General features: G+C 41.1%; 11 protein-coding genes and 5 pseudogenes. 15 read left to right on the forward strand and 1 reads right to left on the reverse strand.

The features are described from left to right. Positions 1 to 383 precede the first annotated feature (383 nt). The 15 genes and pseudogenes from gltX to A3I7_RS14795 form a co-directional block, all read left to right on the forward strand. Complete coding sequence (gltX, locus tag A3I7_RS0108290) at positions 384 to 1,838, forward strand: glutamate--tRNA ligase (protein ID WP_018376322.1); 1,455 nt, start codon at positions 384 to 386, stop codon at positions 1,836 to 1,838. A 108-nt stretch (positions 1,839 to 1,946) separates the two neighbouring features. Then, entirely contained in the window at positions 1,947 to 2,363 is a 417-nt protein-coding gene (locus A3I7_RS0108295) for an SRPBCC family protein (protein ID WP_018376323.1), read from the forward strand. Next, a complete protein-coding gene (locus tag A3I7_RS0108300; protein WP_018376324.1) occupies positions 2,360 to 2,818 on the forward strand; it encodes a MarR family winged helix-turn-helix transcriptional regulator in 459 nt (152 codons plus the stop codon). Before A3I7_RS0108295 ends, A3I7_RS0108300 begins: the two co-directional genes overlap by 4 nt. Beyond that, positions 2,811 to 3,221 (forward strand): EVE domain-containing protein, encoded by a 411-nt coding sequence (locus A3I7_RS0108305; RefSeq protein ID WP_018376325.1) that lies wholly within the window; start codon positions 2,811 to 2,813, stop codon positions 3,219 to 3,221. Before A3I7_RS0108300 ends, A3I7_RS0108305 begins: the two co-directional genes overlap by 8 nt. Positions 3,222 to 3,491: 270 nt before the next feature. Further along, positions 3,492 to 3,863 (forward strand): GFA family protein, encoded by a 372-nt coding sequence (locus A3I7_RS0108310; RefSeq protein WP_018376326.1) that lies wholly within the window; start codon positions 3,492 to 3,494, stop codon positions 3,861 to 3,863. A gap of 35 nt (positions 3,864 to 3,898) precedes the next feature. After that, positions 3,899 to 4,816: a glycine--tRNA ligase subunit alpha gene (glyQ, locus tag A3I7_RS0108315; protein WP_018376327.1), complete on the forward strand. Its 918-nt coding sequence runs from the start codon at positions 3,899 to 3,901 to the stop codon at positions 4,814 to 4,816. A gap of 283 nt (positions 4,817 to 5,099) precedes the next feature. Next, a complete protein-coding gene (gene glyS / locus A3I7_RS0108320) occupies positions 5,100 to 7,136 on the forward strand; it encodes a glycine--tRNA ligase subunit beta (RefSeq protein ID WP_018376328.1) in 2,037 nt (678 codons plus the stop codon). A gap of 34 nt (positions 7,137 to 7,170) precedes the next feature. Beyond that, positions 7,171 to 7,428 (forward strand): DUF896 family protein, encoded by a 258-nt coding sequence (locus A3I7_RS0108325; RefSeq protein ID WP_018376329.1) that lies wholly within the window; start codon positions 7,171 to 7,173, stop codon positions 7,426 to 7,428. Positions 7,429 to 7,922: 494 nt separating this feature from the next. Then, positions 7,923 to 8,849: a metal ABC transporter substrate-binding protein gene (locus A3I7_RS0108330; protein ID WP_018376330.1), complete on the forward strand. Its 927-nt coding sequence runs from the start codon at positions 7,923 to 7,925 to the stop codon at positions 8,847 to 8,849. An 8-nt stretch (positions 8,850 to 8,857) separates the two neighbouring features. Further along, positions 8,858 to 10,028, forward strand: a pseudogene (locus A3I7_RS14885) (pneumococcal-type histidine triad protein); the annotation flags it as partial. A gap of 44 nt (positions 10,029 to 10,072) precedes the next feature. Continuing rightward, positions 10,073 to 11,356 (forward strand): annotated as a pseudogene (locus A3I7_RS14890) (pneumococcal-type histidine triad protein); the annotation flags it as partial. A 243-nt stretch (positions 11,357 to 11,599) separates the two neighbouring features. Then, positions 11,600 to 13,195: pseudogene (locus A3I7_RS14895) on the forward strand (pneumococcal-type histidine triad protein); the annotation flags it as partial. 567 nt (positions 13,196 to 13,762) lie between these two features. After that, positions 13,763 to 15,748: a transketolase gene (gene tkt / locus A3I7_RS0108340; RefSeq protein ID WP_018376332.1), complete on the forward strand. Its 1,986-nt coding sequence runs from the start codon at positions 13,763 to 13,765 to the stop codon at positions 15,746 to 15,748. A gap of 120 nt (positions 15,749 to 15,868) precedes the next feature. Continuing rightward, on the forward strand, positions 15,869 to 17,017 hold the full coding sequence (gene nagA, locus A3I7_RS0108345) for an N-acetylglucosamine-6-phosphate deacetylase (RefSeq protein ID WP_018376333.1): 1,149 nt from the start codon (positions 15,869 to 15,871) through the stop codon (positions 17,015 to 17,017). Between the two features lie 118 nt (positions 17,018 to 17,135). Next, positions 17,136 to 17,528 (forward strand): annotated as a pseudogene (locus A3I7_RS14795) (transposase); the annotation flags it as partial. Positions 17,529 to 17,550: 22 nt separating this feature from the next. On the opposite strand, the pseudogene A3I7_RS14325 reads toward A3I7_RS14795, so the two are convergent. Further along, positions 17,551 to 17,732: pseudogene (locus A3I7_RS14325) on the reverse strand (IS630 family transposase); the annotation flags it as partial.

The following is a 17,732-nucleotide window of genomic DNA, read 5'->3' on the forward strand; positions in this document are numbered from 1 at the left end:
TTGTCAGTTACCAACTTGTCCCATAGTAAGTTCTACCTTATTTTTTTGTCTCAGTCTAATTTCCAGTTTTGGTGTTAGACTAGAACTTACTTTGAGAATTTAGGCTTATCATAAAAGATGACATATCAGCTTTATTTTTTTAAATTTAATGCTATAATAGGAATGATTGGCGACTGAAGTCGCTAGAACTAAGAACTTATATTCACAAGTGAAGTGCTTATAGATAAGAGATAGTTTTTCGCTAATCAAGGCAGTTTTGAGAGAATACTGACAGTATTTTAAAAAAACTAACGATGAGTAGCTCAAAAGCTAGCCTTAGATAGAAGGGTTGAACTGTGAATACAGGTTCTACGAATAGACTTAAGTATTCAAGGAGAAAAGCATTGGCTAAAGACATTCGTGTGCGTTATGCACCAAGTCCAACGGGACTTTTACACATTGGAAATGCGCGTACTGCGCTCTTCAACTATCTCTACGCTCGTCATCATGGTGGGACCTTCATCATTCGTATCGAAGATACTGACCGTAAACGTCATGTGGAGGACGGTGAACGTTCTCAGCTTGAAAACTTGCGTTGGTTGGGGATGGATTGGGACGAAAGTCCGGAAACACATGAAAACTATCGTCAATCAGAACGTCTGCCTTTGTATCAAAAATACATTGACCAGCTTTTAGCAGAAGGCAAAGCTTACAAATCATATGTTACTGAAGAAGAATTGGCAGCGGAGCGTGAGCGCCAAGAAGCAGCCGGTGAGACACCTCGCTACGTCAATGAGTTCCTCAACATGACAGAAGATCAAAAGGCAGCTTACATTGCAGAACGTGAAGCAGCTGGTATTGTGCCTACTGTTCGCTTGAAAGTCAATGAGGCAGGTATTTACAAGTGGACGGATATGGTTAAGGGTGACATCGAATTTGAAGGTGGCAACATTGGTGGGGATTGGGTCATCCAGAAGAAAGACGGTTACCCAACTTACAACTTTGCCGTTGTCATTGATGATCACGATATGCAAATTTCTCACGTTATTCGTGGAGATGATCATATTGCCAACACACCAAAACAGCTTATGGTTTATGAAGCACTTGGTTGGGAAGCTCCAGAATTTGGTCACATGACTCTTATCATCAACTCTGAGACAGGGAAAAAATTGTCCAAACGTGATACCAACACGCTTCAATTTATCGAAGACTACCGTAAAAAAGGCTATTTGCCAGAAGCAGTTTTCAACTTTATTGCCCTTCTTGGATGGAACCCGGGTGGAGAGGAAGAAATCTTCAGCCGTGACGAACTCATTAAACTCTTTGATGAAAACCGCCTCAGCAAATCTCCAGCTGCCTTTGACCAAAAGAAAATGGACTGGATGAGCAATGAATACCTGAAAAATGCGGATTTTGATATTGTTTTTGCACTTTGCAAACCATTCTTGAAAGACGCAGGGCGTTTGACAGACAAAGCTGAAAAATTGGTGGAGCTTTACAAACCACAATTAAAATCAGCTGATGAAATCTTACCATTGACAGACCTTTTCTTTGCTGATTTCCCAGAATTGACCGAGGCAGAGCGCGAAGTCATGGCTGGTGAAACCGTGCCAACGGTGCTTGAAGCCTTCAAGGCAAAATTGGAAGCTATGTCTGATGAAGAGTTTAAATCAGAAAACATCTTCCCACAAATCAAAGCTGTTCAAAAAGAAACAGGCATCAAAGGAAAAAACCTCTTCATGCCAATCCGTATCGCTGTTTCAGGTGAAATGCATGGTCCAGAGTTACCAGACACCATCTTCCTGCTTGGACGTGAAAAATCAATTGAGCATATTGATAATATGTTGAAGAGTTTATGAGAATTTTAATAGTGTTGTGAAAGGAGCTAAATTTTCAGCTCCTTTTTCTTGACAAATATTGTAAGTTAACTTATAATATAAATATTTATTAAACAAGGAGGCTTTTTTATGAAATTTTCTTTTGAGTTGGCTGTTAATACTAAAAAAGAGGACGTTTGGGCCTACTATTCTCAAGTTGATCAGTGGTTTGTCTGGGAGGGTGATTTGGAAGAGATTAGCTTAGATGGTGATTTCACTACAGGACAAACGGGGAAAATGAAGATGGAGGGTATGCCTGAACTTGTCTTCACTTTAGTCCAGGTGCGTGAGAATCAGTATTTTTCTGATTTAACAGCAACGCCTTTTGGCAATGTTCTCTTTGAGCATGAGATAGTTGAAGATCCTGCTGGAGGCATTAGTCTGAGACATTCCGTTTCTTTGACAGACGGTGATACGACAGAGGAAGCCTTAGCCTTTTTGAAACAGATTTTTGCTGATGTGCCAGAGAGTGTTGGAAAACTGAAACAGATTTTGGAGGCGGTATGACAAAAGCTTTTCATTCCCAGTATGCGGACAACCACCAGGAGTCGACAGGTTTCCTATTTGCTAAAGTATACAATGACTGGCATGCTAAGGTTAAAAACACCCTTAAGGATGTTGATTTGACTCACCCTCAGTTTATCATTTTGAGCAGTTTGGGAGCTTTGGAATTACAGCGGGATTTGATTACCCAGGTCAATCTGGCCACTTTTTCAGATATGGATGTGATGACAGTCTCACAGGTTCTCAAGCTTTTATTGAAAAAGGGCTTGATTGAACGGCGGGAACATCCAAAGGACAGCCGGGCAAAGGTTATTTTTCTGACGGACTCAGGCAGAGAGCATATGAACCGGGCTCTGCCTCTCGTTGAGGAGATTGATCAGACTTACTTTGGTCAGTTGGGAGAGCAGGTAACAGATTTTAATCAGCTGTTGATAAAATTGGAGGAAATGAATGGTTAAATTTTGGGTCGGAGTTGTTTCGGAAAATCATGTCAAACGTGGCGTTAAAGGTGGTTTTTGTCAGGTCTGCCACGGCAAGGGCGGACCTCTTAAACGGATGAAGAAGGGAGACTATCTGCTTTATTACAGTCCAAAGGTGGCCCTAGATTCTGATCAAAAACTGCAGGCTTTTACAGCTGTCGGGAAAATGAAGGATGACAGGGTTTATCAGTTTGAGATGGCGCCGGATTTTATTCCTTTCAGGCGGGACGTTGAATATTACCAGCCTGTCCGCTCCTGCCCAATTGAAGTAGCAAGGCAACACCCAGACTGGAAAACCTATGCCAGTCAGTTACGCTATGGACATTTTGAAGTTAGCCGAGATTTCTTTAAGTCTATTTTCACCTACATGAAAATTGATTGATGCTAGACAGTCTACTGATTTTCTGCTATAATACTTGTCAAGAAAGAAAGTCTTGTGGCGTTTCTGTAGCGAGCCTGAGAGAGTGCAAGTCAGGTGAAACAAGATAAGAAGCTGGCGCTTTCTCTTGGTGTTAGCCAAGTTAATAATGACGAATAAATGAAGTAATAAATTAGGGTGGAACCGCGTTTCTGACGCCCCTAGTCGCAAGGCTTGGGTGTTGAAATTCGGTTTTTTTGAGTTTCGTCAAATACCCAAGAGGAAAGGAACATAATGATTAAAGGATCTTGTTTATGTAAAGCAGTCACCTACACTCTAGATGAAGAATTATCGGAAATAGTTTTTTGCCATTGCTCGTTCTGTCGGAAAGCAACTGCGTCGGCCTACACAGTTAATGCCAAAGTTAGCAGCAAAAATCTGGCATTGTATGGAAAAGAGAATTTGGTTACCTATAGTTCATCTCCAGGGAAACAACGTTATTATTGCCAGAACTGTCATAGTCAAATTTTCACTACTCAAGAAAATATACCAGAAGTTTGCGCTTTGAAATTAGGAACAATAGATGAATGCGATCAGAATTTACAAACTGTTCTCAAACGTCATATTTTTCAGGACCCAGCTTTTTCTTGGTTACTTGATAAATAAACCTAAGAAGATAATATAAATTAAAGGAGTAAACAATGTCTAAGAAATTAACATTTCAAGAAATTATTTTAACTTTGCAACAATTTTGGAATGATCAAGGTTGTATGCTTATGCAAGCTTATGACAATGAAAAAGGTGCGGGAACGATGAGCCCTTACACTTTCCTTCGTGCTATCGGGCCTGAGCCGTGGAATGCGGCTTATGTAGAGCCATCACGTCGTCCTGCTGACGGTCGTTATGGGGAAAATCCGAACCGTCTTTACCAACACCATCAATTCCAAGTGGTGATGAAGCCTTCTCCATCAAATATCCAAGAGCTTTACCTTGAGTCTTTGGAAAAATTGGGTATCAATCCCTTGGAACACGACATCCGTTTTGTTGAAGATAACTGGGAAAATCCATCAACTGGATCAGCTGGTCTTGGTTGGGAAGTTTGGCTTGACGGTATGGAAATCACCCAATTTACTTACTTCCAACAAGTTGGTGGTCTCGCAACAGGTCCGGTCACTTCTGAGGTAACTTATGGTTTGGAACGTTTGGCATCGTATATCCAAGAAGTGGATTCTGTTTATGATATTGAATGGGCACCAGGGGTCAAATATGGAGAAATCTTCCTCCAGCCCGAATATGAACACTCAAAATACTCTTTTGAAATTTCAGACCAAGACATGCTACTTGAAAACTTCGAAAAGTTTGAAAAAGAAGCAGGTCGTGCTCTGGAAGAAGGTTTGGTTCACCCAGCTTATGATTACGTACTCAAATGTTCACACACTTTCAACTTGCTTGATGCGCGTGGTGCCGTTTCGGTGACGGAGCGTGCCGGCTATATTGCTCGTATTCGGAATTTAGCGCGCGTAGTTGCCAAAACTTTCGTCGCAGAGCGTAAAAAGCTAGGCTATCCATTACTTGATGAAGCGACACGGGCGAAATTATTGGCAGAAGAGGCTGAGTAATGGTAGCCCAGTGGTCTATCTTAACCTGAGCTTGAAAAGTGCGAAGAGCAATTAAGTGTCAGCAAAGTGAGCTGATAATTTATGAGTGATAGGATTTAGCGACAGTAGGTCGCCCTAAACGATACTTTTCGCGGTGGTGAAACGTTCATTAAGTGATTGATTTTTAATGAATGTCGGGATTTTCGAGACTTTAAGCTCGAAAGTTAGGTATGAAACCGAAGGTTTGCTGCCGTCCGCATCACATCAGAAAAGTACCAAAGAAAAATCATTTTTGGAGAAAAACATGACAAAAAACTTATTAGTAGAGTTAGGACTTGAAGAACTACCAGCCTACGTTGTCACACCGAGTGAAAAACAACTGGGGGACAAAATGGCTGCCTTTTTGACAGACAATCGTTTGACTTTTGATGGCATTCAAACTTTTTCAACCCCACGCCGTTTAGCTGTGCGTGTACTTGGACTTGCAGACCAACAAACAGATTTGACCGAAGACTTCAAGGGGCCTTCTAAGAAAATCGCCTTGGACGCTGATGGCAATTTTACAAAGGCAGCGCAAGGGTTTGTCCGTGGTAAAGGTTTGACGGTTGATGACATCGAATTCCGTGAAATCAAAGGCGAAGAGTACGTTTATGTGACTAAACATGAGGCGGGTAAACCAGCTCGTGAAGTTCTAGGAGGGATTCCAGAAGTTCTTGCAAGCATGACTTTCCCAGTCAGCATGCACTGGGCTAGCAATACATTTGAGTATATCCGCCCTGTTCATACCTTGACCGTACTCCTTGGTGATGAAGCATTAGATATGGAATTTTTGGATATTCATTCTGACCGCATTAGCCGCGGGCACCGTTTTCTCGGTCATGAGGTGGAAATTGCTAGCGCAGATAGTTATGAAGACGACTTGCGCAGCGTCTTTGTTATCGCAGATGCCAAAGAACGTGAAGCGCTCATCGTTGACCAAATCAAGGATATCGAAAAAAACCAAAACGTTAGCGTCGAAATTGATGCAGAGCTTCTCAATGAAGTCCTCAATCTAGTTGAGTACCCAACGGCATTCATGGGCTCTTTTGACACCAAGTACCTTGAAGTGCCAGAAGAAGTTCTGGTAACCTCCATGAAAAATCACCAACGTTATTTCGTTGTCCGTGATTTAGCAGGTCAGCTAAAACCAAACTTCATCTCGGTCCGTAATGGTAACGCAGAACACATCGAAAATGTCATCAAGGGAAATGAAAAGGTTCTGGTTGCCCGCCTTGAAGATGGTGAGTTTTTCTGGCGTGAAGACCAAAAACTTAAGATTTCTGACTTGGTGGCTAAATTAGACCATGTGACCTTCCATGAAAAGATTGGTTCACTCTCGGAACACATGGAGCGCAGCCGTATCATCGCCAAATACTTATCAGACAAGGCTGGACTTTCTGATGATGAAGCGTCCGCCCTTGATCGCGCTGCTCAAATTTACAAATTTGACCTCTTGACAGGTATGGTCGGAGAATTTGATGAGTTGCAAGGAATTATGGGTGAAAAATATGCTCTCTTGGCAGGTGAAAATGCCGCAGTAGCTACAGCTATCCGCGAACACTACTTACCAAACTCGGCTGATGGTGATTTGCCAGAAACAAAAGTGGGTGCGGTTTTGGCCTTGGCTGATAAACTGGACACTCTCTTCTCATTCTTCTCAGTAGGCTTGATTCCGAGCGGTTCAAACGATCCATACGCCCTTCGCCGTGCCACTCAAGGAATTGTTCGTATCCTTGACGCCTTTGGTTGGAATATCCCAATGGATGAACTGGTGGATAACATCTATGCCCTTAGCTTTGATAGCCTGACGTATGACCATAAGGCTGATGTGATGAACTTTATCAAGGCGCGTGTTGACAAGATGATGGGTAAGACGCCTAAAGATATCAAGGAAGCTGTCCTTGCAGGTGCGACTTTTGTTGTTCCAGACATGCTTGCTGTCGCAGAAAGCTTAGTAGAGGCTAGCAAGACTGATGCTTACAAACCAGCAGTCGAGTCCCTTTCTCGTGTTTTTAATCTTGGTGAAAAAGCTGGCGCTATTAGCCAGGTGGACAGCAGACTCTTTGAAAATGAAGCCGAAAAAGCTCTCGCACAGGCTGCAGAAGCTTTAGTCTTATCAGGAACAGCCAGTGACAAACTTGCTCAGCTATTTGCGCTAAGCCCAGTCATTGATGACTTCTTTGACAATACTATGGTCATGGTAGAAGATGATGCTGTGAAGAATAATCGCTTAGTCATTCTCGCAACCCTGACCAACAAGGCTAAGACTATTGCAGCTTTTAATAAACTGAATACCAAGTAAATCTCAAATAATTAACAAAGAAAGGAGTTGTAAAATGGAACCTAAAAAAATTGCTCGTATTAACGAGCTTGCTAAAAAGAAAAAAACGGTAGGTTTGACCCCAGAGGAAAAGGTTGAACAAGCCCAACTCCGTGAAGAATATATCGAAGGTTATCGTCGTTCGGTTCGTCATCACATTGCAGGAATTAAAATTGTTGATGAAGAAGGTAATGACATCACTCCTGAAAAACTTCGTCAACTACAACGTGAAAAAGGTCTGCATGGACGTAGTCTTGATGATCCAAATTCGTAGTTTTGACGAAAAGAAAGACAGCTAGCTCCTTTTTTCAAAGTTATTAGCACGCATTCATTCGGCGGATAACTTATCGCTGTCAAAATAAGAACCAGTATTCGCAAGTGAAGTGCTTTTAGATAAGAGATAGTTTTTCGCTAATCAAGGCAGTTTTTTGTGGGAATACTGACTGTATTTTGAAAATAACGATGAGCATCTTAAAAACAGGCCTTAGATGGAAGTGCTGAACTGTGAATACTGTTTCTAAGATCTAAGTTTAATGCCCCTTGAATATTGACTATTCGGGGGCTTTTTTCTACCATTTGTCAAGCCTATCAAGGTTTTAGAGAAAAAATAATTTTCATTGAGGCTGGGCAAGCCATCGTGGATGTCTTTCCCACTTCCAATTACTTTAGAGTTGTATTGATTGTTAATTTTTTCTTGACAAGAAAAAAAGCAGTGCTATAATTTTACTTAACTGGTTAAAAACCGGTTAAGTAAAAGGAGGTTTTTTCATGAAAAAGCGATTCTCTCACTGGTGTCTGCTAGCTATATTAGCTTTGATAGTGACAACATTGACAGGATGCCAGAATAAGTCCTCAACACAAAAGGGACTGCGAATTGTTACAAGTTTTTATCCCATATATGCCATGACAAAGGCTGTTTCAGGTGATTTAAATGATGTCAGAATGATTCAATCAGGGGCGGGTATTCATTCCTTTGAACCCTCTGCGAATGATGTGGCAGCGATTTATGATGCTGATGTTTTTATTTATCATTCGCATACTCTTGAAACTTGGGCTGGAAGTTTAGAGCCTAGCTTAAATAAGTCAACAGTTAAAGTTTTGGAAGCTTCTAAAGGGATGACTTTATCTAAGGTTCAAGGTCTTGAGGATATGGAGGTAAGTGATGGTGTTGACCCAGCCACTTTGTATGATCCTCATACTTGGACAGATCCGCAAATGGCTTCAAAAGAAGTTGAGCGAATCAAGAAAAGTTTGATTAAGCTGGATCCAAAGAACAAGGATACTTACGAAAAAAATGCAAAATCCTTTAAGGAAGAAGCCAAGCAATTGACGCAAAAATATCAGAAAAAGTTCAAAAATGTTTCTAACAAGGTTTTTGTTACACAGCATACTGCTTTTTCTTACCTTGCTAATCGCTTTGGTTTGACCCAACTTGGCATTTCTGGGATTTCTCCTGAACAGGAACCGACACCACGACAATTGAAAGAAATTCGTGATTTCATTAAACAATATAAGGTTAAAACTGTCTTTGTTGAAAAAAATGTTTCTCAGAAAATGGCAAAAACTGTTGCCAAATCAACAGGAGCCAAGCTGAAAACACTTAGTCCTTTGGAGTCAGATCCTAAAAATCAGAAAACTTATCTTGAAAATGTTGAAGAAAATTTAGAAATTTTATATCAAGAGTTGAATAAATAGGGGAAGTTATGAAAAAGAAAATTGTAGCTGGTTCCGCCGCAGCGGTTGTTTTGCTGTCGGTCAGTTTTTGTGCCTATGAGCTAGGAAAATATCAAGCAAGTCAGGCCCAGGAGTCTAATATAGCATATGTGGAGACATCAAAGAAAAAATCCACATCTCGTCAATCTGAGAATAAAACACCTGATCAAATTAGTCAGGAAGAAGGCATTAGTGCAGAACAGATTGTTGTCAAAATTACAGATGATGGTTATGTCACTTCGCATGGAGACCATTATCATTACTACAACGGAAAAGTTCCTTACGATGCTCTAATCAGTGAGGAACTGGTTATGAAAGACCCAAATTATGTCTTTAAACAGGAAGATGTTATTAATGAGGTCAAGGATGGGTACATCATCAAAGTTGATGGAAACTATTATTTGTATTTGAAGGAAAATAGTGACCATAAAAATATACGCACGAAGGAACAAATTGCAGCTGAGAGAGAAAAAGGAACGAAAGAGGCTGCTCAAAAGCAGAGTGGGTCGCATAAACACGGAAGTCAAAAGAAAACGAACGCTTCAACTTCTGAGAGTAAGTCAGGGAGTCATACTGATGGACGTTATAAAACAGATGATGGTTATGTTTTCAGCCCAACAGATGTCATTAATGACTTGGGTGATGGTTTCTTAGTGCCACACGGTAATCACTTTCACTTTATTCCTAAAGCTGATCTATCTCCTAGTGAATTAGCTGCTGCACAAGCTTATTGGGACAGCAAGCAACATAAAGGAACAAAAGGAGAAACAGTCGTTGCTCATCAATCAGGAGGAGTATCTCATGGGGATAGGACGATCAGAACAGCACCTGTAGTATCCTATCCGACAGCTTCAACAGGGCAAAGTTTCCCTTCAATTATCCCATCTCCAAGTCAACCAACCACTTCTAACAAAGGACAGACTGGTGTTCAAAATGGTATCGTCTCTGTATTACCACCACATCCGACAACTGAAAAAACTGATGAGTTAGCCACTCTTCTCTATAAACTCTATCATAGTCCACAATCAGAAAGGTATACGGAAGCAGATGGTCTTGTTTTTGATCCAGCCCAGATAACAAAACGTACAGGAGAAGGAGTGGTAGTTCCGCATGGTGATCACTTCCACTTTATTCCTTATGACAGGATGTCTGAGTTAGAGGCGACCCTTGCTAAGCAATTCCCAATTGGTACGGCGATACAGCCAAAAACGGAAGAAAACAAACCGACAACAGATCCAATTGTTAAACCAGTAGAGAAGCCAAAAGAGATTGTTCTTAACTACAACGGAACAAAAATAGTTGCCTATGGAAAAGGTTTAGATGGCAAGCCTTACGATACATCAGATGGCTATGTTTTTAGCAAATCTTCTATTCTATCAGTTGACAATAATGGTTTGACAGCCAGTCACGGTGACCATATCCACTATATTGGATTGGGAGAATTGGAGCAGGGAGAATTGGATCAAGTCGCTGCTTGGGTAAAAGAGAAAGCAGAAGAGAAAAAAACTTCTCAACCGAAACAGGAAACACCTAAGAGTGATACTAAGAGTGACGCAAAGACAAGTCAGTCTGATGAGGTAAAACCTGCGTTTGACTATAAGAAAGTTTCTAAAAAACTGACACAAAACGGTCAAACAGGTTATCTTATGAAAGATAATGGGAAAGAGTATTTCTATGCACGTGAAGAATTAGATTTAACTAAGATTTCATTTGCTGAGCAAGAGCTGATGTCGGCAGCTGATGGAAAATACATTTATGACATCGTCGCTCCTAAAGAAAATGAATTAGCTCCTAAACTTTATGTGACAGCAAGTCAACTCAAGATGCATGCTGGAAATGCCACATATGATACTGGAGAGTCTTTCATTATTCCACATATTGATCACATTCACGTTGTTCCATATACTTGGCTAACTGCGGAAGAAATTGCAAGTGTGAAGTATATCATGCAGCATCCAGAAGATCGTCCAGCGATTTGGACAGAGGGACATGGTAGCAAGAAGGAAATTGGAACAATTGTCAATGTCACTCCAGAATCAGAACGTAGCAAATTGAAGAATTGGCAAATCATTCATTCAGCTGATGAAGTTAGACAGGCTTTGAAAGAAGGTAAATTTGCCGATTCAGATGGCTATATCTTTGCCCCAGAGGATGTTCTAGATCCAGGTACTTTCGTATGGAAAGAAGCATTCAGTATTCCACGGGCCACAGGAGGAAGCTTGCGCGCGATTTCTAAGAAAGAATTATCAGAGCAAGAATGGGCAGCAGCGCAAGAATTGTTAGCTAAAGCTAAGGCTGATAAGGAAAAAGCAGCACAAGGGGAATCAACGAAAGCAACCAAGTCAACGACTCAAAGCACCGATAAAAAAGGAGTTACCAAATATTCAACTAAGACGGAGACGGCAACTAATGCCACTCCAGAATCAGAACGCAGCAAGTTGAAGAATTGGCAAATCATCCATTCGGCAGAGGAAGTAAAGGCTGCTAAAGCTGCGGGTAAATTTGCTGATTCAGATGGCTATATCTTTGCCCCAGAAGATGTTCTAGATCCAGGCACATTCGTATGGAAAGAAGCATTTAGTATTCCACAGGCCACAGGAGGAAGCTTGCGCGCGATTTCTAAGAAAGAATTATCAGAGCAAGAATGGGCAGCAGCGCAAGAATTGTTAGCTAAAGCTAAGGCAGATAAGGAAAAAGACAAGGACAAGAAGGAAGAACCGTCCAAAGATCAGAAATCTCAGTCCTCAGAATCTAAAAAGGATGATAATCTGACAGAGGGGCAAGGGACAGTTTACAGTGCGTCAGAAATAGCAGCAGCTAAAAAGGCTGGGCGTTATGTCTCTTATGAAGATGGTTACATTTTCAATGCTTCAGATATCATTAGTGACGAGGGCGATCAATATATTGTTGTTTACAAAGACTACGTTCACTGGGTAGATAAAACCCTACTTTCAAAAAGTGAAGAGGCTTCAGCTCAAGTATTTTGTAAGAAAAAAGGATTAGTGGCTCCAGCAAAAGACGATAAATCATACTTTACTCCAGATAAAGAATCAGCTGAAGAAGTCTATGATAGAGTAACACCACAAAAAATCATTCCAATTGAAAAAATGCCATATAATACAGCTTATGTTACGATGGTCAAAAATGGAAATCTTGTCATTCCTCATAAGAACCATTACCATAACATTGCAATTTCTTGGTTTGATGATTCAGAAGCCTTCAAAGCACCAAGTGGTTATAGCTTGGAAGAACTTTTTGCAACCATCAAGTATTATCTTGAACATCCAGAAGACCGTCCAAGTTCACAATATGGTTGGGGAAGTAAGACCGTCCAAAATACACCGAATAAAGATGTTAAGAGTGATCAACTCGGATCGGATGAACGCAAAGGTAAGCCAAACTCACAAATCACTTATAATGCTGATGAAATTGCCAAAGCTAAGGCTTCTGGTAAATATACAACTTCGGATGGTTATATTTTTGATGCTAAAGATATTGTGAGTGACGAAGGAGATGCCTACATTGTCCCTCACATGAGTCATAGCCATTGGATTCCGAAAAGTGACTTGTCAGAGGAAGAAAGACAAGCAGCACAAGCATTCTGCGCGGAAAAAGGAATAACAGCGGGAACTGAGTCAAAAACTCCTGAGAAGAAAGCACAAGACAATGCATCTTCTAGTGCCTCTCCAAAACTAGAAACAGCAGCAGAACTTTATGAACGCGTTTCTCCAGAAAAGGTAGTTCCTGTTGACGTAATGCCATATAATACCGCATATGCAGTTGCTTATCAAAATGGAAGATTGGTTATTCCACATCAAGATCATTATCACAACGTAGCTTTATCTTGGTTTGATGACAAAACTATCAAAGTGCCATCTGGATATAGTTTAGAGCAGTTGTTGGCTACAATCAAATACTTTGTTGAACATCCAGAGGATCGTCCAACATCTGATGATGGTTGGGGAAATGCCAGCGACCATGTCAAAGGAGAAGCATCTGGTGAAACTGCTTCAGAAGATAAGAGTGAAACTTCCGACTCAGCTAAGTCACAAGATTCTGTGGAACCTAGCGAAAGTGACCAAAATCAAGATAGTTTTGAAGATGAGGTTGAAACGGAAGAGGATGAATTTGATTTGGAAATGAAAGAACGGGGCAAACTTCACAATTTAACAGGTGAAGAACTCAGCAACAAACTTTATCAAATCGCCAATACTTATCATATAGCGCTTGATGGGATTAAAGATATTAGCAGTGGTCTCGTTTCTATCAGCACATCAGATGGTCAAACAATCACCTACAATCTTGTTACAATGTCCGAAGTAAAGTGATTGGATAAAAGAGGGGGTATATCTTCAACAAACTAATACTTATACTCTTCGAAAATCAAAATTATCCGTTGTCAACTTGCCTTGATGAACTCAAGTTCTATCGTCGGCTTCGTTTCCTAGGCTACTTTTGATTTTCATTGAGTATTATTAGTCGATTATCAGTAATAGTGTAGTTAGGTAATTCATCATTTGTGTTGAAATCTTTCACAAATGATGTTAGTCTAGGACAACATAAAAGGCTGGGATTAAGTTTCCAGCCTTTTAGTCTGTTTTCAATGTTAGAGAAAATTACATCATTCAATCTTAATTCTATCATTTCATTGTTGCCTTAGATTCTTATAGCTCTGATTAGCCTACTAATATTGGCTTACCAGACTGACTTCCACGGTAGTAAAGGCGGAAGTTTACTGAAAGCTATTTTTTAACTAAGGGACCGTATGATTTTAAAAAAGTAGGAGAATAGCAGAAAGTATAGAGAATCAACCGTTTCCTACTTCTTTTCTTTGTGCTATAATAAATATTGAAGATTGTTAATTTTACCCATTCATTTACAGAAAGGTTTTATTCATGACATTTGATGCTATTGATCAGTTGGCAGTAAACACTGTCCGCTCACTTTCGATTGAGGCTATTCAGGCTGCTAATTCAGGTCACCCAGGGCTTCCTATGGGTGCTGCTCCTATGGCTTATGTACTTTGGAATCATGTGATGAACGTGAATCCTAAGACAAGTCGCAATTGGTCTAACCGTGACCGTTTTGTATTGTCAGCGGGTCATGGCTCCGCTCTTCTTTACAGTTTGTTACACCTTTCTGGTTACAAGGTTAGCATGGATGATTTGAAAAACTTCCGTCAATGGGGTTCTAAAACCCCAGGCCACCCAGAGGTTAATCATACAGATGGCGTTGAAGCGACAACTGGTCCACTTGGACAAGGAATTGCCAACGCTGTTGGGATGGCTATGGCTGAAGCTCATTTAGCAGCTAAATTCAACAAACCAGGTTTTGATATTGTTGATCACTACACTTATGCCCTCAATGGAGATGGTTGCTTGATGGAAGGTGTCAGCCAAGAAGCCGCTAGCCTGGCGGGTCACCTCAAACTAGGTAAATTGGTCTTGCTCTATGACTCAAATGATATTTCCCTTGACGGACCAACTTCAATGGCCTTTACTGAAGATATTAAAGGCAAGTTTGAGGCTTATGGTTGGCAACATATTTTAGTTAAAGATGGTAATGATTTGGAAGCAATTGCTGCTGCTCTTGATGAAGCTAAGGCAGAGACTGAAAAACCAACCATTATCGAAGTCAAAACCATTATTGGCTTTGGTGCTGAAAAACAAGGGACATCAGCTGTTCACGGAGCACCGCTTGGTCAAGAAGGGATTGACTATGCTAAGAAAGCACTTGGCTATGCTTATCCAGCTTTTACTGTTCCAGAAGAAGTTGCCCGTCGTTTTGAAGTAGGAATCAAATTCCGTGGCGAAGCTGCTGAAAATGCATGGAATACTAAATTTGCAGAATACGAAAAAGCTTACCCAGAGTTGGCGGCAGAATACAAGGCTGCTTTTGCGAATGAGCCTGCACAAGTGGAGTTGGCGGCGCATGAACTTGGTACAGCTGTCGCTAGCCGCGTGTCTAGCCAACAAGCTATTCAACAAATCTCAGCTCAACTGCCAGATTTCTGGGGAGGTTCAGCTGACTTATCAGCTTCAAATAATACTATGGTGAAGGCTGAAACAGACTTCCAACCAGATAATTACGCAGGCCGTAACATCTGGTTTGGTGTCCGTGAATTTGCTATGGCTGCTGCTATGAACGGAATTGCGCTTCACGGTGGTACACGTGTTTATGGTGGAACCTTCTTTGTCTTCTCAAATTATCTGCTTCCAGCTGTTCGTATGGCTGCTCTTCAACAATTACCAACGGTTTACGTCATGACACATGATTCCGTTGCGGTTGGTGAAGATGGTCCTACTCACGAACCAATTGAACAATTGGCTAGTGTACGCTCGATGCCAAATCTCAATGTTATTCGCCCAGCTGATGGCAATGAGACCAACGCTGCTTGGCAACGCGCCTTGGCTGAAACGAATCGTCCAACCATGCTTGTTTTGACGCGCCAAAACTTACCTGTTCTTGAAGGCACAGCTCAATTGGCTAAAGATGGTGTTAATAAAGGTGCCTACATCATTTCAGAAGCTAAAGGCGACCTTGATGGTATCATCATTGCGACAGGCTCTGAGGTGAAATTAGCGCTTGACACTCAGGCAGCGCTCGAAACGCAAGGGGTGCATGTGCGCGTGGTTTCTATGCCATCACAAAATCTCTTTGACGAACAAGATGCAACTTACAAGGAAGAAATTCTTCCTACGGCTGTCACAAAACGCTTGGCTATCGAAGCTGCTTCAAGTTTTGGTTGGGGCAAGTATGTTGGATTAGCTGGCAAAACTTTGACCATTGATACATGGGGAGCATCTGCACCAGGAAACCGAATCTTTGAAGAATACGGCTTTACCGTGGAAAATGCAGTTAAACTTTATAACTCACTTTAAAATTTAATGGAGCAGTGGCCGTAAGGTTATTGCTTCTTTTTTTAAATCCCTTTTTGGTATATACCATTTACAATTCTATCAAATAAGCGTATAATGAAGGTGACAATATGGAGGTGTGAGATGACACAATATATTAAAGCGGACAAATTTTATTACCCACAGGAAACGAAAAGCGGTGGATTCTTGGAGGTGACAGATGGTCATTTTGGGAAATGGCTGAGCGATCTTCCTGAGAGAGCAGAGGTACTCGATTACACAGGCTACCAAATTGCACCAGGATTAGTGGATACCCATATTCATGGCTTTGCTGGTCATGATGTCATGGACTGTGACCCAGCAGGAATCTTAGCAATGAGCCGAGAACTCTTGTCAACAGGTGTGACTTCCTTTTTGCCAACAACGTTGACATCATCGGCAGAGCGATTGACGGAGGCTTCCAAGACTGTTGCTAAGGTGGCAGGGACTGAAGAAGGAGCGAAAATTCAAGGAATTTACTTTGAAGGTCCTTATTTTACTGAAAAGTACAAAGGTGCTCAAAATCCCTCTTATATGAAAAATCCAAGTTTGGAAGAATTTGCGAACTGGCAACATGCGGCAAATGGATTGATTAAAAAAATTGCACTTGCTCCTGAACGAGAGGGAGTTGCAGATTTTGTATCACATTTGACCAAACAAGGGGTAACAGTGGCACTTGGACACTCTAATGCAACCTATGAGGAAGCTAAAAGAGCAGTTCAAGCAGGGGCATCTGTCTGGGTACATGCCTATAATGGGATGCGTGGCCTTAATCACCGCGAACCTGGAATGGTAGGTGCTGTTTACAACCTCCCGAATACCTATGCTGAATTAATTTGCGATGGGCATCACGTTTCTCCCGTAGCCTGCGATATTCTCATGAAGCAGAAAAATCATAATCATGTGGCCCTGATTACCGACTGTATGGCAGCAGGGGGACAGCCAGATGGGGATTATATGCTGGGTGAGTTTCCTGTTACTGTGGAAAATGGAACCGCAAGACTAAAGGATGGCGGAAACCTAGCTGGTTCTATCCTAAAACTCAAGGATGGTCTTAAAAATGTAGTAGCTTGGGGGATTGCAAGTCCTGAAGAGGCTGTTCGAATGGCTAGTCTAATCCCAGCCATTTCAGTTGGTATTGATAATATTTGCGGCCAAATCAAAGAAGGTTACGCTGCTGACTTCATAGTTTTAGATAAAGACCTGAATTTGCTGGCAACTTATTTGAATGGTGAAAAAGTTTGGGAAGGTTAAGAGTAGGTAAACATTATTGTGAGCATCCTGTCGTAGAAGCGGTGGGAAGATTTTTATCATGATAAATTGTAAATAAAGTGCAACCAAAAAACTCATAGAGTTCAACCTCGTATAAACTGTGAGTAACCACACTAAGCAGAATACGAGAGAAACCTATGAGCTACATCATATTACCATAACTGAGCGCATTAAGATAGAGACTTACCTAGAATTAGGTCTCAAACCAATCCAAGTAGTGAGAAAATTAGGAGTTCACAAATCAACACTTTCAAGAGAATTAAAGCCTTGTAAGGTCACTTACTCTGCACCATACGCACAAAAACACTATGAGCGACTGGCTAAGTAGAAGGGAAGAAAATCTAGTTGGACTTCTGAGTTAATACAGGAAATTGAAGAACGACTGTAGTCTTCATGATCCCCTGAACAAATTTGTGGCCGCTATCAGCTTGAAAATAAGCCCATGGTGTCCTTTAAAACCATTTATAACTGCCTTTATGCAGGGGTGATTGACTGAGATTTGTCTGTTTTAATACTCAGTTAAAATCAAAAATAGCGGCTACCCATTCTCGGTGTACAATTGATTTGAGTTGATAAGCAGTTAAGGTTTGAATAACCTCTTCAAGTTTATCAATTACCTCATTTAAAGTCTTAAATACTTTATTCTTGAAACCAAGTTTACGAATCTCAGCCCAGACTTGCTCAATAGGATTCATTT

This window comes from Streptococcus orisratti DSM 15617 (assembly GCF_000380105.1).
GTDB lineage: Bacteria > Bacillota > Bacilli > Lactobacillales > Streptococcaceae > Streptococcus > Streptococcus orisratti.